This window comes from Streptomyces sp. 17_S59, assembly GCF_056930295.1.
The window spans coordinates 2840269-2859430 of record NZ_JBXOWD010000001.1; the positions used below are offsets into that span (position 1 = coordinate 2840269).

At 73.8% G+C, this 19162-nt stretch carries 15 protein-coding genes; 6 read left to right on the forward strand and 9 right to left on the reverse strand.

From position 1 onward, the window contains the following. Positions 1 to 22 precede the first annotated feature (22 nt). From AC1Z4A_RS12460 to AC1Z4A_RS12470, 3 genes are all read right to left on the reverse strand, one after another. Positions 23 to 1219 carry a MarP family serine protease gene (locus tag AC1Z4A_RS12460; RefSeq protein ID WP_483678248.1) on the reverse strand — a complete coding sequence of 399 codons (1197 nt, stop codon included), beginning with the start codon at positions 1217 to 1219 and terminating at the stop codon, positions 23 to 25. A gap of 318 nt (positions 1220 to 1537) precedes the next feature. Further along, complete coding sequence (locus AC1Z4A_RS12465; RefSeq protein WP_483678250.1) at positions 1538 to 3739, reverse strand: MMPL family transporter; 2202 nt, start codon at positions 3737 to 3739, stop codon at positions 1538 to 1540. A gap of 139 nt (positions 3740 to 3878) precedes the next feature. Beyond that, complete coding sequence (locus AC1Z4A_RS12470; RefSeq protein ID WP_483683574.1) at positions 3879 to 4454, reverse strand: TetR/AcrR family transcriptional regulator; 576 nt, start codon at positions 4452 to 4454, stop codon at positions 3879 to 3881. Positions 4455 to 4683: 229 nt separating this feature from the next. Here AC1Z4A_RS12470 and AC1Z4A_RS12475 point away from each other — a divergent pair, with 229 nt between their 5' ends. After that, positions 4684 to 7962 (forward strand): S41 family peptidase, encoded by a 3279-nt coding sequence (locus tag AC1Z4A_RS12475; RefSeq protein ID WP_483683575.1) that lies wholly within the window; start codon positions 4684 to 4686, stop codon positions 7960 to 7962. A gap of 87 nt (positions 7963 to 8049) precedes the next feature. Here the strand turns inward: AC1Z4A_RS12475 and AC1Z4A_RS12480 are convergent, their stop codons facing one another. From AC1Z4A_RS12480 to AC1Z4A_RS12490, 3 genes are all read right to left on the reverse strand, one after another. Further along, positions 8050 to 8289 carry a hypothetical protein gene (locus AC1Z4A_RS12480; protein ID WP_483678253.1) on the reverse strand — a complete coding sequence of 80 codons (240 nt, stop codon included), beginning with the start codon at positions 8287 to 8289 and terminating at the stop codon, positions 8050 to 8052. Between the two features lie 77 nt (positions 8290 to 8366). Next, positions 8367 to 9251, reverse strand: coding sequence for an SDR family oxidoreductase (locus AC1Z4A_RS12485; RefSeq protein ID WP_483678257.1), 885 nt, complete (start codon positions 9249 to 9251; stop codon positions 8367 to 8369). Continuing rightward, positions 9248 to 10753 (reverse strand): flavin-containing monooxygenase, encoded by a 1506-nt coding sequence (locus AC1Z4A_RS12490; protein WP_483678260.1) that lies wholly within the window; start codon positions 10751 to 10753, stop codon positions 9248 to 9250. Before AC1Z4A_RS12490 ends, AC1Z4A_RS12485 begins: the two co-directional genes overlap by 4 nt. A 173-nt stretch (positions 10754 to 10926) precedes the next feature. On the opposite strand from AC1Z4A_RS12490, the gene AC1Z4A_RS12495 reads away from it, so the two are divergent. Continuing rightward, positions 10927 to 11580, forward strand: coding sequence for a MerR family transcriptional regulator (locus AC1Z4A_RS12495; RefSeq protein ID WP_483683576.1), 654 nt, complete (start codon positions 10927 to 10929; stop codon positions 11578 to 11580). A gap of 271 nt (positions 11581 to 11851) precedes the next feature. On the opposite strand, the gene AC1Z4A_RS12500 is transcribed toward AC1Z4A_RS12495, so the two are convergent. Continuing rightward, positions 11852 to 14038, reverse strand: coding sequence for an alpha-N-acetylglucosaminidase (locus AC1Z4A_RS12500; RefSeq protein WP_483678262.1), 2187 nt, complete (start codon positions 14036 to 14038; stop codon positions 11852 to 11854). A 264-nt stretch (positions 14039 to 14302) separates the two neighbouring features. On the opposite strand from AC1Z4A_RS12500, the gene AC1Z4A_RS12505 reads away from it, so the two are divergent. The 3 genes from AC1Z4A_RS12505 (at position 14303) to AC1Z4A_RS12515 (ending at position 16617) form a co-directional block, all read left to right on the forward strand. Further along, positions 14303 to 14758 (forward strand): hypothetical protein, encoded by a 456-nt coding sequence (locus AC1Z4A_RS12505; protein ID WP_483678265.1) that lies wholly within the window; start codon positions 14303 to 14305, stop codon positions 14756 to 14758. Positions 14759 to 14810: 52 nt separating this feature from the next. After that, complete coding sequence (locus AC1Z4A_RS12510) at positions 14811 to 16037, forward strand: ATP-binding protein (RefSeq protein ID WP_483678268.1); 1227 nt, start codon at positions 14811 to 14813, stop codon at positions 16035 to 16037. A 67-nt stretch (positions 16038 to 16104) separates the two neighbouring features. Beyond that, a complete protein-coding gene (locus tag AC1Z4A_RS12515) occupies positions 16105 to 16617 on the forward strand; it encodes a DUF1269 domain-containing protein (RefSeq protein WP_483678270.1) in 513 nt (170 codons plus the stop codon). On the opposite strand, the gene AC1Z4A_RS12520 is transcribed toward AC1Z4A_RS12515, so the two are convergent. Further along, on the reverse strand, positions 16614 to 17120 hold the full coding sequence (locus AC1Z4A_RS12520) for a GNAT family N-acetyltransferase (RefSeq protein WP_483678273.1): 507 nt from the start codon (positions 17118 to 17120) through the stop codon (positions 16614 to 16616). The genes AC1Z4A_RS12515 and AC1Z4A_RS12520 overlap by 4 nt on opposite strands. A gap of 67 nt (positions 17121 to 17187) precedes the next feature. On the opposite strand from AC1Z4A_RS12520, the gene AC1Z4A_RS12525 reads away from it, so the two are divergent. Further along, a complete protein-coding gene (locus AC1Z4A_RS12525) occupies positions 17188 to 17982 on the forward strand; it encodes an exodeoxyribonuclease III (RefSeq protein WP_483678275.1) in 795 nt (264 codons plus the stop codon). A gap of 16 nt (positions 17983 to 17998) precedes the next feature. Here AC1Z4A_RS12525 and AC1Z4A_RS12530 read toward each other — a convergent pair whose 3' ends face one another. Beyond that, positions 17999 to 18997, reverse strand: a complete 999-nt coding sequence (locus tag AC1Z4A_RS12530; RefSeq protein WP_483678279.1) for an Lrp/AsnC family transcriptional regulator — start codon at positions 18995 to 18997, stop codon at positions 17999 to 18001. Positions 18998 to 19162 lie beyond the last annotated feature (165 nt).

Consider the following 19162-nt stretch of genomic DNA (forward strand, 5'->3'; position numbering starts at 1 on the left):
TCACCGCCTTGAGGAGCAGCGCTCAGAGCGCCGCCCGGCTCCCCGTGCTCACCGGTGTGGTCGCGTGTGCCGCGCGCTCCGCGGCCCGGGCGACCTGGTCGGCCGTCAGCGCGTAGCCGGTCTCCGCATCGGCCGTGGAGCGTGCGAAGACCACGCCGTACACCTTCCCGGAAGGAGTCAGCAGCGGGCCGCCGGAGTTGCCCGGGCGGACCGTGGAGCGGACCGAGTAGACCTCGCGCGTCGTGACGCCGTCGCCGTAGATGTCCTGGCCCTTGGCCCGGACCTCGTTGGCGACGACGGCGGCGCGCAGGTCGAGCCCGCCGTTCTCCGGGAAGCCCGCGACGACCGCCGCGTCCCCGCGCTTCGCGGTCTTGTCGAAGGGCAGGACGGGCGCGTCCATGCCGGGCACGTCGAGGACGGCCACGTCGGACTTCGGGTCGAAGAGCACGACCTTCGCCCGGTACGAGCGGCCCACGCCGCCGACGCGCACGGTGGGGTCGTCGACCCCCGCCACCACATGGGCGTTGGTCATCACGTGCTCGTGGGCGTAGACGAAGCCGCTGCCCTCCTGCCCGCGCCGCCCGCCGCCCACGTCCGCGACGCCCTCGACCTTGACGACGCTCCTGCGGGCCGCGGCCGTCGCGGCGCCGGTGACCGCGTCGCCGGAGGGGCGCGGGACGCTGGTGGCGGGCTCGTTCTCGAAGGGGTTGAACACCTGCGGGAAGCCCGCGCCCGTCAGCGCGTCCGTCGTCCGGCTGAACCAGGTGGGCGCCTGCTCGGGCATCGACTTCTGCACCGCGTTCAGCAGCGCCGAGTCCTTGATCTGCCGGGTGAGCAGCGGAGAGTTCGCCGATACGAGCACGCTCGCGGCCACCCAGCCGACGAGCAGCACCGCCAGCGAGTTGACGGCCGCGCCGCCCACGCCGTCGATGCCCCGCACCGGGGCCCAGGTCATCCTGCGCCGCAGCCGCCAGGCGAGCCGGCCCGCCAGGGCGTGCCCGATGGCGGCGGGTATGAGGACGACCAGCACGGCGACCACCGCCGCCATGGAGGTCCCGGCCTCGAAGGGCTCCAGGGCGTCGGGCAGGGCCCAGACGCCGAGCACCGCACCGCCGAGGAAGCCGGCCAGCAGGATGGCGCTGGCGATCAGGCCGCGGCGGTAGCCGGAGGCGGCAAAGGCGAGGACGACCAGCATCAGGAGCAGATCGAGCAGGTTCAACGCGGAGCCCTTTCCGTCACACGCGCCCCCCGATCGCGTCCACATTGCGTGGACCAGTAAAAACGCCGGCACGAGGGCCGGCGGTTCCCATTCATGGCGAATTCATGGCGTACGCCACGTAGGGGTGCGGACGGGTGATCTTTCCCCCACCCCGCCCCTTCCCGAACCGGGGGCCTGGGGGCTTGCCCCCAGTTTCGGGAAGGGGCGGGATCGGGGAATCTCAACCCGCCGCAGCGGCGATCAGCCACGTACAAAGCAGTCCGGCGGTGCCGAGCCCACCGAAGTGGGCCGGCACCGCCGGATCGAGAGCAGCGCGGCTCAGACCCCGACCGGTTCCCGGTCCTCGTCGGAATCGCGCACCGGAGCCGCCAGGCTCCTGCGCAGACCCTCCCCCTCCACGTCCACATTCGGCAGCACCTTGCCCAGCCACCCCGGCAGCCACCAGGCCGCCTTGCCGAGCAGGGCCAGCACCGCCGGGACGATGGCCATCCGGACCACGAACGCGTCGAAGAAGACCGCGATGGCCAGGCCGAAGCCGATCATCTTGATCATCGATTCCGAGGAGCCGATGAAGCCCGCGAAGACGCTGATCATGATGACCGCGGCGGCGGTCACCACCCGGGCCCCGTGCCGGAAGCCCGTGACGATCGCCTCGCCCGGCCGCTCACCGTGCACGTACGCCTCCCGCATCCGGGTCACGAGGAAGACCTCGTAGTCCATCGCGAGACCGAACACGACGCCCACCATGAAGATCGGCATCATGCTCATGATCGGCCCGGTCTCCTCGACCCCGAAGAGCGAGCCCAGCCAGCCCCACTGGAAGACCGCGACGACGGCGCCGAGCGCGGCGACCACCGACAGCAGGAAGCCGAGCGCGGCCTTGAGCGGCACCAGCACCGACCGGAAGACGACCATCAGCAGCAGGAAGGCCAGACCGACGACGAGCGCCAGGTAGGGCAGCAGCGCGTCGTTCAGCTTCTGCGAGACGTCGATGTTCATCGCCGTCGAGCCGGTGACCAGCACCTTGGCGCCGGTCTCCGAGGTGATGGACGAGCCCTTGCCGCGGATGGCGTGGACGAGGTCCTCGGTCTCGGTGCCACTGGGCTTGGACTTCGGCACGACGGTGATCGTCGCGGTGTCCTTGGCCTCGTTGAACCGGGCCGGAACGACGGCGGCCACGTTGTCCAGGCCCTTGACCGTGTCGGCGACGGTCTGCGCGGCGCCCTCCGGGTCCTTGCTGCCGGCCGCGTCGACGACCAGCAGCAGGGGCCCGTTGAAGCCGGGGCCGAAGCCCTCGGTCAGCAGGTCGTACGCCTTGCGCTGGGTGGTGTTCTTGGGCTGCGCGCCCTCGTCGGGCAGGCCCAGCATCAGGGAGCCGGCGGGCACGGCGACCGCGCCCAGCCCGATCACACCGGCGAGCAGCACCATCACCGGGCGGCGCAGCACGAAGCGCGCCCACCGGGTGCCCATGTTGGGCTTGCCCCCGGCCTCCGGGACGCCCCCGGCCTTGCGGACCTTGCGGGCCAGCACCTTCCGGCCCGCGATGCCCAGCAGCGCCGGTATCAGGGTCAGGGCGATGACCACCGCGACCGCGACCGTGCCGGCGGCGGCCAGGCCCATCTTCGTCAGCATGGGGATGTTGACGACCGCGAGCCCGGCGAGCGCGATGACGACCGTCAGACCGGCGAAGACCACCGCCGAGCCGGCCGTGCCGACCGCCCGGCCGGCCGCCTCCTCGGGCTCCCGGCCCTCGGCTATCTCGGCGCGGTAGCGGGAGACGATGAACAGGGCGTAGTCGATGCCGACCGCGAGGCCGATCATCGTCGCCAGGGTCGAGGTGTTGTTGCCCAGGTCCAGCGTGGACGCGAGCGCGGCGATCGAGGAGACGCCGATGCCGACGCCGATGATCGCGGTCAGCAGGGGCAGCCCGGCGGCGACCAGCGAGCCGAAGGTGATCAGGAGCACGACCGCCGAGATGGCGATGCCGATGATCTCGCTGGATCCGCCCTCGGGCATGGACTGGAGGGCGCTGCCGCCCGTCTCCACGGTCAGGCCCGCGTCCCGCCCGTGCTGGGCGGCGTCCTTCAGCGTCTTGCGCGCGTCGTCGGTCAGCTCGTTGGACTTGACCTTGTACGTGACGGACGCGTACGCGATCGTGCCGTCCTTGCTGACGGCGTTGCCGGCGAAGGGGTCGGCGGCGGAGGCCACCTGCGGGCCCGTCAGCTCGCCGACGACCTTCTCGATCGCAGCCTTGTTCTTGGGGTCGTCGACGCGCCGGCCCTCGGGGGCCTTGAAGACCAGGCGGGCGTTGGCGCCGTCCGCCTTCATGGCGGGGTTGCGCTTTTCGAGCAGGTCGAAGGCGTGCTGCGCCTCCGTGCCCGGTATGGAGAAGTTGTCGTTGGCGGGCTTGGACGCGGCGGCGCCCGCACCGGCGAGCACCAGCAGCAGCACCCAGGTGAGGGCGACGTACCAGCGGCGCCGGAAGGCGAGCCGGCCGAGTCTGTAAAGGAACGTGGCCACGAGGAGTTGTGCTCCCGTCGGGTCGGATTACGAAAGGAACTGGGTGTGGGAACCAGCCCGACGGGAGCGGACGCGTCAGGTGGAGCCTGGGTGGGGGGCTAAGTGAGAGGCGGGTGAACCGTTCACGCGCATGAACTGTTCATGCGACGCCGAGGGCGGGGAGGATCACGGCGTCGATGTAGCGGGCGAGGTATTCGCCGTCCACGGGCCGTTCCTCGACCAGCGGACGGGCGATGAACGCCCCGATCATCGCGTGCGCGACGAAGGCGAGCGCGGGATTGCCCGGCACGATCTCGCCCCGGTCGACGGCCCGCGCGAGCATCGCCTCGAGCGCGGCGATCTCGGGCTCGATGAGCAGTTCGCGCAGCGCCCGCTTGAGGTCCGGACTTTCGTGGATCGCGCGGTGGAGCCCCCGCATGAGGGCGGCGTCCTCCGCCATCCGTTCCTCGTCGGCGTGGCACACCATCGTCCGGAGGTCGCCGCGCACCGTGCCGGTGTCGACGTCCGCCAGGCTGACCGGCTTGTTGTGCCGCAGGGCGCTCGCCACCAGCTCCGGCTTGCCCTTCCACTGGCGGTAGAGGGTGGCCTTGCTGGCGTGCGTGCGCGCGGCCACGGCGTCCATGGTCAGGGCGTCGTAGCCGACCTCGCGCAGCAGTGCGAGCACCGCCTCGTACAGCTCGGCCTCGCGCTCGGGGGTCAGCCGGGTGCGGCGCACCGGCGGCTTGGGTGGTTCCGTCGGCATACCGGGCCTCCCTTCGCGCGACGTCGTACGAAACGGTTTCGTACTGTCCGAGTACGAGCGTAAGACCGTTCGAAGCGAATCGGGTTCGAAACGGGTTCGTTTCGATGGTGTTCTCCGTCACGGACGGCGCCGATGGTGCCGATGGCGTCGATGGCGTCGATGGCGCCTGACCGAGTTGCCGGTGATCGAGAAGGCCGAGACCATGGATGGGGTGAGCGATGCCTACATCCGCTTCCCCCATCTCCACGGCGATCTGCTCTGCTTCGTCGCGGAGGACGACCTCTGGCTGGCCCCGCTGCCCGCCGCCGGGGCCGAGGCCGGGCGGGCCTGGCGGCTGACCGTCGACCGGACCCGCGCCGGGCACCCCCGCTTCTCCCCCGACGGGCAGCACATCGCCTTCACCAGCTGGCGCAGCCTGGATCCCGAGATCCACCTGGCCCCGGTCGCCGGCGGCCCCGCCCGCCGGCTCAGCTACTGGGGCAGCACCGACACCCGCGTCTGCGGCTGGGCGCGTTCCGACCGCAACGGCGGCCACGACATCCTCGCCGTGTCCTCGCACGGCCAGCCCTTCTCGTACTTCTCCTGGGCCTATCGCCTGCCCACCGACGGCAGCCCCGGCCTGCGGCTGCCCTGGGGCCCGGTGTCCGACATCGCGATGAGCGACGCGAACGGGGAGCACCGCACCCTGCTGCTCGCCGGCAAGCCCCCGCACGAGCCGGCCTCCTGGAAGCGCTACCGGGGCGGGGCCACCGGGCGGCTGTGGCTCCAGTGCGAGCGCTTCGACCGGCTGGTGCCGGACCTGCCGGGCCATCTGGACTCGGCGATGTTCGTCGGCGACCGCATCGCCTTCCTCTCCGACCACGAGGGCGTCGGCAACCTCTACTCCTGCCTGCCCGACGGCTCCGACCTGCGCCGCCACACCGACCACGCGGACTTCTACGCCCGGCACGCCGCCACCGACGGCTCCCGGGTGGTCTACCAGTGCGCGGGCGAGCTGTGGCTGGTCGAGGACTTCGGCCCGGGCGCCCTGCCGCGCCGGCTGGACGTCCGCCTCGGCGGGCCGCGCGCCGGGCGGCGCGCGTACCAGGTGCAGGCCGCCCGGAACGTCGACGCGCTGGCCGTGGACGGCACCGGGCGGGCCAGCGCGGTCGGGGTGCGCGGCAGCCTCTACTGGCTGACCCACCGCGACGGCCCGGCCCGCGCCATCGCCGACACCCCGGGCGTGCGGGTGCGGCTGCCGGAGATGCTGGGCTCGACCGGCCGGGTGGCCTATGTGACGGACGCCGAGGGCGAGGACGCCATCGAGATCGCCCAACTGCCGCGCGCCGCCGGTCCGTCCGGGCCGCGCAGGCTGGCCGCGGGCCGGATCGGCCGGGTGCACGAGCTGCTCTCCGCGCCGGACGGCGGGCGGCTGGCCGTCGCCGCGCACGACGGGCGGCTGCTGCTGGTGGACTCCTCGGCGGAGGGGGACGGGGAGGTCACCGAGCTGATCCGGTCCGCCAACGGGCCCGTGCGGGACCTGGCCTTCTCCCCCGACTCCGAGTGGCTGACCTGGTCGCACCCCGGCATCGGCCGCTCGCTGCGGCAGATCAAGGTGGCCCGGCTCGCGGACGGGCTGGTCGTGGACGTCACCAACGGCCGCTTCGAGGACGAGCAGCCGGTCTTCACCCGCGACGGCCGCTATCTGGCGTTCCTCTCCTGGCGCGGCTTCGACCCGGTCTACGACGTGCACACCGGCGACCTGTCCTTCCCGCTGGGCTGCCGCCCGTACCTGGTGCCGCTGTCCTCGGCCACCCCCTCGCCGTTCGCCCTGACCATCGAGGGGCGCCCGGCGGGCGGCGGGCTCGACCGGGACGACACCGGGGACGTCGAGGGCGCGGTGACGGTGGAGGTCGAGGGGCTGGAGAGCCGGGTGACGCCGTTCCCGGTGACCGCCTCGAAGTACTCCTCCCTCCACCCGGTGCACGGCGGCGGCCTGGTGTGGCTGCGCTGGCCGATCTCCGGTGCGCTCGGCGAGACCTTCGCCAACCCGGCCGACGTCTCCGGCCGCCCCACGCTGGAGCACTTCGACCTGGCGAAGGCCAAGCGCACGGAACTCACCTCCTCCCTCGACTGGTACGCGGTCAGCGGCGACGGCACCCGGCTCGTCGTCAACGACGAGGGCGACCTGCGGGTGGTGCCCGCCACCGACCCCGCCGACGCCGACTCGACCGTCTTCGTCGACATGCGGCGCATCCAGCACGAGGTCGACCCGACCGCCGAGTGGCGCCAGGCCTACGCCGAGGCGGGCCGGATCGTGCGCGCCTACTTCTGGGAGCCCGGCATGTGCGGCGTCGACTGGGACGGGGTGCTGGCGCAGTACCGGCCGCTGGTCGAACGCGTCGCCTCGCCCGACGAGTTCGCCGACCTGCTGCGCGAGGTCCTCGGCGAGCTGGGCACCTCGCACGCGTACGTCACCCCCGCCCGCCGCAACGAGGGCCCGCCCCACTACCAGCGGGCCATCGGCCTGCTGGGCGCCAACTTCACGCACCAGAAGGACGGCTCCTGGACCGTCCGGCGGATCCTGCCCGGCGAGTTCTCCGACTCCAGGGCCCGCTCCCCGCTGGCCGGTTCGGGCATCCGCGACGGCTGGACGCTCACCCACGTCGACGGCCGCCCGGTCGATCCGGTCGCCGGCCCGTACCCGCTGCTCGCGGCCGCGGGCGGCACGACCGTGGAACTGGCCTTCCGCCCGCCCGAGCCGGACGGGCACCCGCGCCGGGTGGCCGTCGTCCCCCTCGTCGACGAGCGGCCGCTGCGCTACCACGACTGGGTGGCCAAGCGCCGCGCGGTCGTCCGCGAGCTGAGCGGCGGCAAGTGCGGCTATCTGCACATCCCCGACATGGGCGGCTCGGGCTGGGCCCAGTTCAACCGCGACCTGCGCATGGAGATGTCGCGCCCGGCGCTCATCGTCGACGTGCGCGGCAACGCGGGCGGCAACATCAGCGAACTGGTCGTCGAGAAGCTCACCCGCACCATCATCGGCTGGGACCTCACGCGCGACGCCCTGCCGGTGTCGTACGCGAGCAACGCCCCGCGCGGGCCGGTCGTCGCCATCGCCGACGAGATGACGTCCTCCGACGGCGACATGATCACTGCCGCGTTCCGGCTCCAGGGCATCGGCCCGGTCGTGGGCCTGCGCACCTGGGGCGGCGTCGTCGGCATGACCGGGCGGCACCGCCTCGCCGACGGCACCTCGATCACCGTGCCCATGAACGCCGCGTGGTTCGACGCGTACGGCTGGGGCGTGGAGAACCGCGGCGTCGAGCCGGACATCGCGGTCGACCGCACTCCGCTGGACTGGGCAGAGGGCCGCCACAAGCAGCTGGACGACGCGGTGCGGCTGGCGCTGGACCTGCTGGAGCAGCACGGGGCGGCGGAGCCGCCGGACTACTCGGACGTGCCGGACCTGCGGCGCCCGAAGCTGCCGCCGCGCGGCTGATGCGCAGAGGGAACGCACGGGCGAGGGGCGCGCCCTGCTGCCGGGCGCGCCCCTCGCCGTGTCACGGAACAGGGGGTCTGGCGAACGTCAGAGACGGTCGTCCAGCTCGTCCTGGATGTCGTCGATCGACTGCTGACGGCCCTGCTGTTGCTGCTGGCGCTGTTGCTGCTGCTGTTGCTGCTGCTTGGCCTGCTGTTTGGGGTTCTGCGCCTGCTGGCCGCGCTGCTGGGCCTGCTCCTTCGCCTGCTGGGCCTGTTGTTTCGCCTGCTGGGCTTTGCCCTGCGGCTGCTGGGACTTGCTGCCCTGCGGCTGGTTCTTGCTGCCCATACGTGTTCACTCCTAGGGGAGACCGGGATGGTGGGCCGCGACAAGCCTCACATGCCGGGCATGACCTCGCATTTCGATCAGTGACGCTCCGTGCGCGCCCTGGTGTCGGCCGCCCCGCCCGCGCCCACCAGCCCCTGGCGCAGCCCGCCCAGCCGGTCCGCGACGCGGCGCATCTCGCGCGGCCCGCCCAGCGCGACGACGCCCGGCAGCGCGGCGCGCAGCGGCTGGGCGGCCCGCAGCCACACCTGCCCGTAGACGTGCGCCGAGCGGCGCTCGATGCCCGCCACCAGCCGGTCGACCGCCGGGCCCAGCGGATGGGTGCGGTTGGCGGGCCACGGCAGCCGCCGCCGCAGCTCGCGCATCACCTCGTTCTCGTCGGCCCCGCGCACCATGTCGGTGTCGGTCCAGCTCAGATAGCCGACCCCGACCCGCACGCCGCGGTGGGCGACCTCGGCGCGCAGGCTGTGCGCATACGCCTCGGCGCCCGCCTTCGACGCGCAGTAGGCGGTCATCAGCGGTGCCGGGGCGAGCGCCGCAAAGGAGGCGATCTGGAGCAGATAGCCCCGGCTCTCGGCGAGCGCGGGCAGGAAGGCGCGGCCCGTGACGGCGCTCCCGATCAGGTTGACCTCGACGACGCGCCGCCAGGCGTCCGGGTCGGAGCCGTCCAGCGGACCGCCCGCGGCCACACCGGCGTTGGCGACGACGACATCCACCCTGCCGAAGTGCGCCTTGACCTGCGCCGCCACCGCGGTCATCGCCTCGTGGTCGGTGACGTCGGCGTGCCAGTGGGCGGCGTCCGTGCGCAGCGTCCCGGCGACGCGGCGCAGCTCCTCGGGCTCCAGCCCCACCAGGGCCACGCGCGCCCCGCGCGCGGCCAGCTTGCGGGCCAGCGACGCGCCGACGCCGCGCGCGGCCCCGGTGACGACGGCGACCTGCCCGCCCAGGCTCGTGCGCCGCCTCATCGCGCGGCCCCCGCGACCGCGGCCGTACGCACCCGGGGCGCCCTCAGCACCTGGTACTCGGCCAGGTCCACGCGCCGGGTGACCTTGCGGAACTCGGCCGTGCTGCCGGGCCAGACGGTGGTGTTGCGGCCGTGCTCGTCCAGGTACCAGCTGGTGCATCCGGTGTTCCAGACCGAGCGGCCCAGCCGCTGCTGGAGCCGCCGGTTCCAGGCCCGTACGGCCGAGGGGCGGGCGTCGAGCGCGGCCCGGCGGCCGAGGGAGGAGAGCTGGCGGAGGTAGTCCACCAGGTAGTTCAGCTGGGACTCGATGATGAGGATCATCGAGCTGTTCCCCAGGCCGGTGTTGGGACCGATGATGGTGAGGAAGTTGGGGAATCCGGCGACGCTGGCGCCGCGCAGGGCGGCCATGCCGCCTTCCTTCCACTCCTCGGCGAGCGTCGTCCCCCGGACGCCCGTCACGCGCTGGGCGATCGGCATGTCGGTCACCCGGAAGCCGGTGCCGAAGACGATGGCGTCGGCCTCCGCCTCGGTGCCGTCGGCGGCGACCAGCGTGGAGCCGCGCACCTCGGCGAGGCCGGAGGCGACGACGTCCACATTGGGGCGGGCGAGGGCGGGGTAGTAGTCGTTGGAGAGCAGGATGCGCTTGCAGCCGATGCGGTAGCCGGGCGTCAGCTTGGCACGCAGCACGGGGTCGCCGACCGCCTTGCGCATATGGGCCGTGGCCACGCACTCCACCATGCCGAGCCGGTCCGGCCACTTGGTGAACAGGCCGACCTGCAACTCCCTGACGCACCACAGCAGTCCGCGCCGCAGCGCCCGGGTGGACGGCAGCCTGGAGTGCAGCCAGCGCTCGCAGGCCGTGATCTCGCGGTCCGCGCGGGGCAGCACCCAGGGCGGGGTGCGCTGGAAGAGCGTCAGCCGGGCGACCTCGGGCTGGACGACGGGCACGAACTGGATGGCCGAGGCGCCCGTGCCGACCACGGCGAGGCGCTTGCCGCGCAGATCGCAGCCGTGGTCCCAGCGGGCGGAGTGGAAGACCTTGCCGGGGAAGCCGGCGAGGCCCGGGACGTCCGGGATGCTGGGCTCGGACAGCGGTCCGGTGGCGGAGACGACGACCTCCGCGGTCCAGTCGCCGCCCGCGGTGCGGATCTCCCAGTGCAGCTGCCCGGCGTCCCACCGCAGCGCCTCCACCTCGCAGCCGAAGCGGAGGTGCGGCCGGAGGCCGAAGGTGTCCGCGACCCGCTCCAGGTAGGCGCGGATGTGCGGCTGGCCGGAGAAGTTGCGCGGCCACTCGGGGTTGGGGGCGAAGGAGAACGAGTAGAGGTGGGACGGCACGTCGCAGGCGCAGCCGGGGTAGGTGTTGTCCCGCCAGGTGCCGCCGATGGCGTCCGCGCGCTCCAGGACGACGAAGTCGGTGATGCCCTCGCGGCGCAGCCGCACGGCCGCGCCCAGCCCGCCGAACCCGGCGCCGATCACCGCCACGCGTACGTGCTGTCCGACCATGCCGCCTCCACTCCCCGAGTGCGCGCTGCGCGCCCGAACGCGCCAGTGATTACTGGCACGATGGGAGGGTAGGGCAGGGCCGGGGTGCGGCGATAGGGGCCCGGGGCAAGGAAGTTACCGCGAGTCACGCGTAGGCTTCCGGCGTGACGGACGACGGGGAACGCGAGTACCGGATGGCGGAACTGGCCGCGGAGGCGGGCATCACCGTCCGCACGCTCCGCTACTACCGCGAGCGCAAGCTCATCCCGCCGCCGCGCCGCGAGGGCCGCATCGCCTGGTACGACGGCCACCACCTGGCCCGGCTGCGCACGATCGCGGCCATGCTGGAGCGGGGCCACACGCTGGGCGGCATAGCGGAGTTGCTGGCCGCCTTCGAGTGCGGCCGGGACGTCGGCGAACTCCTGGGCGCCGCCTCCTGGTCCGAGGAGACCGCGATCCGGCTCACGCCCGAGGAGCTGGCCGACCGCTTCGCGGGCGAGGTCACCCCCGAGAACCTCGCCGCGGCCCTCGACATCGGCTACCTGGCCGTGGACGGGGACGAGATCGTCCACGTCAGCCGCCGCCTGCTGGAGGCCTCGACGGCGCTGGTCCGCACCGGCATACCGCTGGCCGCGGTCCTCGCCGCGGCCCGCACGGTCCGCGCCCACGCGGACGCACTGGCGGAAACGTTCACGTCCCTGGTCCGCGACCACGTCCCGCCGGACGAGGCGGCGGAGACTCTGGCCCGGCTGCGGCCGCTGGCGAGGGCGGTGGTGGAGACGGAGGTGGGGCTGGCGATGGCGCGAAGGGTTGATTCCCCCACCCCGCCCCTTCCCGGCTGTGTCTGATTTGCGGCTCCGCCGCGTGGGGGGCTGCGCCCCCTGAGCCCCTCGCGCTCCGCGCGGGGGCAAGGCTCGGGGGCTCCGCCCCCGGCCCCCCGCTCCTCAAACGCCGGAGGGGCTGGATTTGCCCCCGCGCGCAGCGCGAGGGGCCGGGGGTGCAGGGGGCGCAGCCCCCGCTCGCTCACCCCCCGGGGGTCCGGGGGCGGAGCCCCCGCCCTGCGGCGGAGCCGCATATCGGATACAGCGGGAAGGGGCGGGGCGGGGAAGGAAACCCCCCTCACAACCGCGACGCCACCGTCCGGGCCAGCCGCACCACATCCCCCGCCGGCCGCGCCCGCACCGCCGGCGGCCGCCTCATCCACCGCTCCTCCACCCCGTACCAGTCGATCGCCCGCGCCCGCCTCCCCTCCCCCAACGCCGCATCCAGCTCCGCGAAATACGTCGTCCAGCGCAACCGGTACAGGCCCCCCACCAGCCCCGCCCACTCCCGGTTCGCATAGTCGTGCAGCTTGCCGCCGTCGGCCGAGGCGCGCGGGCCCCAGACCGTCAGCAGGGAGAGGGCGTCGGCCGCCAGGCGGTCGCGCTCCTCGGGGGTGGCGCCCCAGGCGCGGGCGTCGGCGAGCCAGCGGCCCAGCAGGTGCTGCTCGTCGGTGCCGGCCAGCTCCTCCAGCAGGGACATCCAGTCGAGCCACTGCCGCGTGAGTTCGCCGAAGCGGGCCCGGTCCCCGGCCTCGTACGCGGCCTTGATGCGCGGCAGCAGCAGCCGGCTGCGGTTGGCGACGGACTGGCGGGCCACGTCGAGGAGGTCGCGCCGGTACGCGGAGCTGTCGCGCAGCCCGGGCGCCACGGCCAGCAGCGCGGGCAGCGCCTTGTCGAACTCGGCCGCGTCGTAGCGCAGTTTGCGGGGCGACCACGCGGCGGCCCGGTTGACCGCCAGGTCGGGGCGGGCGCCGAAGAGGCCGTCGGCCTGCTCGCTCCAGCCGTCGGCGCGCGTGGTGCCGTAGGCGGTGCGGCGCAGGACGTCCCAGGCGCGTACGGCGTCGGGGTCCGCGGCACCGTAGCGGTAGCCGGGCCACCGCTCGAACCAGTCCCGGAGGTCGATCCGTTCGTCCGTCCAGGCGAGGTCGCCGAAGAGCGCCAGGGCGGCGGGGTTGTTGTCGCCGGCCTCGGGCATGAGGGCGATGCCGCTCAGGGCACTGCCCTCCTTGGTCCGCCAGCGGTGGTACAGCTCGGCCCAGTCGGGGGCGTTGGCGCCCAGGACGGTGTGGCCGCCGAAGTTCCAGATGGTGCCGAAGGCATAGGGCGTGCCGCCCCAGTCCGCCTCGCGGTCCACGGCGTCCGGGTAGTGGTCGGAGACGCCGTCGAGGACCAGCATCCGGGAGCGGTCGACGGCGTCGACGATCTCCCGCCGGGGGTTGTGCTGCCAGCCGAGGATGGCCCAGACGGCGCCCGGGTGCGCGGTGCGCAGCGCCTTCTCCACGGCCCGGGCGGCGTCGCCGACCGGTACGTCGCCGGGGGTGCCGCCCTCGTGCAGCAGGTCCATCTTGTACATCGGCGTCGGCCCGTACAGCTCCTGCTGCACCCGGTAGAAGGTCCGGGCGACCCGGGCGAAGTGCGGGGTGCGCGGGTCGAGCCAGTCGGGGCGGGCGAAGCCGCCCCAGTCGCCCTGGGGGACGGTCCGGGCGCCCCGGTTCCGCCGGTCGAAGCCGGGCGGCACGGTGCCGTAGTAGCCGGGGAGGACGGGCGTCATGCCCAGCTCGCGGAGCCTGCGGACGATCCGCTGCGCGAGCGCGGTACGCCGGTCGAGCAGCTCGCGGGAGACGGGGCCGCCGTACGAGGCCATGTTCTGCATCAGCCACCACGGCTGGTGCGCGGGGCCGGGAACCCACCGGCGGAGTTCCGCGTCGCTGTAACCGTGTTCGATAAAGGTCCGGTGGTAGACGGCGTCCGCCCCCGCGTACACCAGCACCTCGTTGAAGCCGTGCAGGGCCAGGACGTCGATCTCGCGTTCCCAGTGGTCCCAGCCGCGGTACGGGCCGGTGTAGCCGTCGTTGGTGTCGTTGAGCGCGAAGCGGTGCACGGCGTTCGACGTCCCCGCCAGCGGGGTGCGCACGCCGGGGAGGCGGTCGGGCAGGGCGCCGGTCTGCTCGCCGCACCAGGAGAAGTGGGCGTGCGCCACGTGTCTGAGGTACCGGTGGAAGCCGGTGAGCTGGACCGCCGGGGTGCTGCCCTCGACCGTGAGGCGGCCGGCCTGCCCGGACACCCGGAAGGCGTCGCGGCCGTCCCGGCGGGGAAGTCTCCGGAAGACGACCTGGTCGCGGTGGCGGGGCAGCAGCCGGGCCAGCGCCGCGGCCGCGGCGCCACCCGGAGCGGCGGGGGCGGCCCCCGCGGCGGACGCTCCGGCCGTGCCGAGCGCGGCGGTCCCGGCGAGCGCGCCGAGCAGCGTGCGACGGGCGATGTGCATGCGTGACCTCCACCGTTGCGCTGCGGCGACTGACCGGTCCGGACCACTGGAGCGCGGTGATCCTACGAGCCGCCGTCGGGAATCGGTCAAGGGCACGGGCAGCGAACCGGCCACGCCGGTTACATTTGGCACGAATGGCCGCACCGGCACGCCCCGTCACCAGCACCTTCCCGCCTGTCCGAACCGTCCGAACCGCCCGACCGGGCCCGCCCGCCCCGCCCCGTCACCTGCCCCGTCTCCCGTCCCACCGGCATGAGGAACCCCGTGCGACCACTCACCGCGACACTCGGCGCCGTGGCCCTCGCCCTCGGACTGCTGAGCGGGCTGCTGTGCGGCTGCGCCGACCCCGGGGGCCTCAAGATCGCCGGGCCCGCCCAGAGCCCCGCGGCCACCCCCGGTCCCGTCTATGTGAGCGAGGGCGCCGGTCAACCCCCGCTGCGCCGCCCCGCGTCCTTGGTGGTCGGCGGATCCGTCCGGTTCTCCGGTCTGCGCTGGGAGAGCTGGGGCGGCCCGACGGCCGAGGCGACCGGCGAGCTGTCCGGCAGCTGGTGCGAGCCGGCCTGCCGGGACAAGCCGTACGAGGTCAGGCTCACCCTCGCCGGACTGGTCCGGCAGGATCGTTCCGCCTACTACGGCCGGGCCACGGCCGAGGCGTCCGGGCTGCCGCCCCGTCAGCACGACGAGCTGCGCGACCTGCGGCTTCACGTTCCCGAGCGCTGACCGAAGCGACGACCGAACAGCGGGCACCCGGCCCCCGAGGAGACTTCAGCCCATGGGACTGCGCACGAAGATCGGCGTGGCGATCACCGCCACCGCCGCGCTGGTCGCCGTCCTCATCGGCCTCGTCGTCCACCACCGCACCGCCCGCACCCAGCTCGACACCGCCCGCGACGCCCTGGACCAGCGGGTCGTCGCGGCCGCCGAGGACCACGCCGCCGGGGTCGACCGGCCGCGCGTGCTGCTCAACCCGCACCGGATGCCCGCGCCCCTGCGCCGTGCCGCCGAACAGGGCAGGCGCGCCACCTACCTGGACCGCTCCGGCCCCGAGCCCGTCCTGTGGGGGGCCACCCGGTCCGGCACCGACGTCGTCGTCCTCAAGCACTCCTACGCCCGCCAGGCCGCCGACCTCGACAGGCTCGACGAGATCCTCTGGCTGGCCGGCGGGCTGGGCACCGGCTTCGCGGGCCTCGTCGGCGTGGCACTGGCGACCGTGGTCGGCCGCCGCATCGACGCCTCCGCCCGCACCGCCGAGCGCATCGCCGACGGCGACCTGAGCGCCCGGCTCCGGCCCCGGGGCGGCAGGGACGAGATCGCCCGGCTCACCCACGCCGTCAACAGCATGGCCGACGCCCTCGCCGCCCGCCTCCAGGCCGAGCGCGAGGTCACCGCCAACATCTCGCACGAGCTGCGCACCCCGGTCGCCGGTCTGGTCGCCGCCGCCGAACTGCTCCCGCCCGGCCGCCCGTCCGAGATGGTCCGGGACCGGGCCCTGCGGGTGCGCTCGCTCATGGAGGACGTCCTGGAGGTGGCCCGCCTCGACGGGCACGCCGAGCGCGCCGACACGGACGTCCGGGAGCTGGGCGCGCTGACCCGCCGGGCCGTGCGGGCGGCGGCGGCCCCCGGGCAGGAGCCGGTGGAAGTGCGCGTGGTGCGGGACTGCCCGGTCGAGACGGACGCCCGGCGCGTCGAGCGGATACTCGCCAACCTCGTCTCCAACGCCTTCCGGCACGGCTCGGCCCCGGTCGCCGTCGAGGTCGACGGCGGGCTGATACGGGTCCGCGACCGGGGCCCCGGCTTCCCGGCAACGCTGCTGGCGGGCGGCCCGCAGCGGTTCCGCTCGGGCTCGGGCGCCGGGCTGGGCCTGGGGCTGACGATCGCGGCGGGCCAGGCACGGGTGCTGGGCGCCCGGCTGACCTTCGCCAACCCGCCGGACGGCGGGGCCGAGGCCACGCTGGACCTCACGGACGCGGTACGGGCGGCCCCACCGGACACCCCCTAAGACCAGCGCCCTCCCATTGGACACCCTCTGCGTGCGCGGCCGGGGCACAGGACCGAGAGTGGAAGGCGTGAACGACAACGTCCTGTTCCTCAACGCCGACAGCCCGCGGAAGGGCCACCGGGCGCTCGACGCCCTGCGCCAGGCCCACGCCGACGGCGACATCACCCTGCGCGAGGGCGCGGTGATCGCGCGGGACGCGGAGGGCGCCCTGGACTTCCCCGACGCCGCGGACAACACCGGCACGGCCCCCGCCTTCGCCATGGGCGGCCTGCTCGGCGGCCTCCTGGGCATCCTCGGCGGCCCGCTCGGCGTACTGATCGGCTTCGGGGCCGGCGGCCTGATCGGCGGAGCGCACGACATCCGCGCGGCCACCGCCTCCAGCGCGGCCCTGGAGATGCTGGCGGCCGAGGTGCCGCCGGGCAGCACGGTGCTGATGGCCGAGGTCCGCGAGGAGAGCCACGACACGGTGGACCGCATCCTCGCGCCGTTCGGCGAGGTGCGGCGCTACCCGGCGGAGAAGGTGCGGGCGGAGGTCGAAGCGGCGATCGCGGCGGGCCACGGCGGCAGCGCGAAACCCTAGCCCTGGCCCCGCTCCCCCAGCGGCTTGGCGAAGCAGCGGCTGCTCTCGTACGTGCGGTAGATCCCGAACTTCGGCACCGCGGGCGCATAGCCGCTGGACGTGTACAGCTCTATGGCCTCGGGCTGCTTGTCGCCCGTCTCCAGCACCATCCGCCTCCGCCCCGCCTGCCGCGCACTGTCCTCCAGCACCGCCAGGATCCGCCGCGCCAGCCCGTGCCCGCGCGCCTCCGGCACCACGTACATCCGCTTCAGCTCGGCGTCCCCGTCCGCGTACCCCGCCCCTCCTTCAGAGTCCCGCTCCATTGAACGCCAGCCCCCCGTGGCCACCGGCACGCCCCCCGCGTCGTACACGATGAGATACAGGCCACGCGGCGGGGCGAACTGCACCGGGTCCATGGGGGTCATGTCGCCCTCGCCGCCGTACCGCGCGGCGTACTCCAACTGCACCCGGTCGTTGAGCTTTACGGCGTCGGGATGGTCGTAGGCGACCGGCACGATCTCCATTCCCGGGATGGTACGGGCAGCCGGGCGCCGGTCGGCAGGGGGTGGCGGGAGTGGGTATCGTGCCCGGATGCTGACCGTTACCACCGCAAATGTGAATGGACTGCGCGCCGCGGCCAAGAAGGGCTTCGTGGAGTGGCTGGCGCAGACCGAGGCCGACGTCGTCTGCCTCCAGGAAGTGCGCGCCGAGGCCCACCAGCTCCCCGACGAGGTCCGGGAGCCCGAGGGCTGGCACGTCGTGCACGCCCCGGCGGCGGCGAAGGGCCGGGCGGGCGTGTCCCTCTACTCCCGGCGGGAGCCGGACGCGGTGCGCATCGGATTCGGGTCGGCGGAGTTCGACGGCAGCGGCCGCTATGTGGAGGCCGACCTCCCGGGGGTGACCGTGGCCAGCCTCTACCTCCCCTCGGGCGAGGTCGGCACGGAGCGCCAGGACGAGAAGGAGCGCTTCATGGCGGAGTTCCTCCCGTACCTGACCGGGCTGAAGGCCCGCGCGGCCGAGGCCGGCCGCGAGGTCCTGGTCTGCGGCGACTGGAACATCGCCCACACCGAGGCCGACCTCAAGAACTGGAAGGCCAACCGCAAGAGCGCAGGCTTCCTGCCCGAGGAGCGCGCCTGGCTCACCGAGGTCTTCGAGGAGTACGTGGACGTCGTCCGTACCCTCCACCCCGGCGTCGAGGGCCCGTACTCGTGGTGGTCCTACCGAGGCCGCGCCTTCGACAACGACTCCGGCTGGCGCATCGACTACCTCGTCGCCACGCCGGGCCTGGCGGCGCGGGCGCTCAAGGCCCGGGTGGAGCGGGCGGCTTCGCACGCCGAGCGGTGGAGCGACCATGCGCCGGTGACGGCGGTCTTCGGAGCGGCATAAGCCTCGGCGGGCCGGGTCAGCCCGGGGACGGCGGGTCGAACAGCCGCCTGCCGTCCGTGAGCAGACCGGCCCGCTTGACGTACCGGAGCACCGGCACGACCTCCAGCTGCTGGACGGCCTTCAGCGCGCCGATCCGCTCCGTCATATAGGTGTAGAGGGCGTTGAGGTTGCGGCAGACCACCGTCGCCACCAGGTTGCTGGTGCCGGTCGTCGCCGCGGCCCAGGGGACCTCCGGGTGCCCGGCGAGGGCGCGGCCCACCTCGGCGAGGTCGTGCGCGGCGACGGTGGCGGACAGGGCCGCCTCGGTCTCGTAGCCGAAGTGGACGGGCAGGATCTCCACGTCGAAGGAGAGCGCCCCGCACTCCATCAGGTGCTCCATGCGGCGGCGGACGGTCGACTCCGACCGGTCGGCGGCCTTGGCGAGTTCCGTGTAGGACGCCCGCCCGTCCCGGGCGAGGACGGCCAGCATCGCGTGGTCCCCCGCGTCGAGCCGGACGATGTCCCCGGCCGCCGGCCAGGGCCGCCGCAGCGCCTCGATCTGCTCCGGGCCGAGCGCATCGTCACCCGGCCAGCCGCCCGGGCCAATGGTGTAGGTGTGCAGCAGGCTCTGTGCGGAGACGCCCGTGACCTGCTGGGTGCGCGGGAGCTTCTGGAGCAGCAGCGCGTCGCGGTCGTCGGAGTTCCGCGCGCGGACCACGCAGCCGACCTCGGCGCCGCCGGCGTAGATCTTGACCCAGCCGATGTCGGGGCGGCGGGCCAGGGCGTCGGCGAGCGGTACCGCGGCGCCCGGGGCGCACTGGATGCGCAGCCGCGACTCGTACAGGCCGACGCGCTCGCCCACCGGCATCCCGAGGACCCGGAGCAGCCCCGTCGTGCGCAGCCGGCGGTAGCGGCGGATCACGGTCTGGTCGGTGACCCCGAGGACGGCGGCGAGGCGGCTGAAGGGCGCCCGGCCGTCGAGCATCAGGGCCTGGACCAACTGCCGGTCCAGCAGATCGAATTCCTGATCATCCATGTTTTCCATCATGGCATGGCCAGCAAGCATGGAATTCCACCACCATCCCGCCCCTGGTTTCCGCTATCCGCCTCCCCGATGGGAGTTTCGTCCGGGCGGGGGAAGCGGCTCTCCGGGTCCCCTCCATTACCCGGAGAGCCGCGTGCCCGGCCGCTCGCAACACCT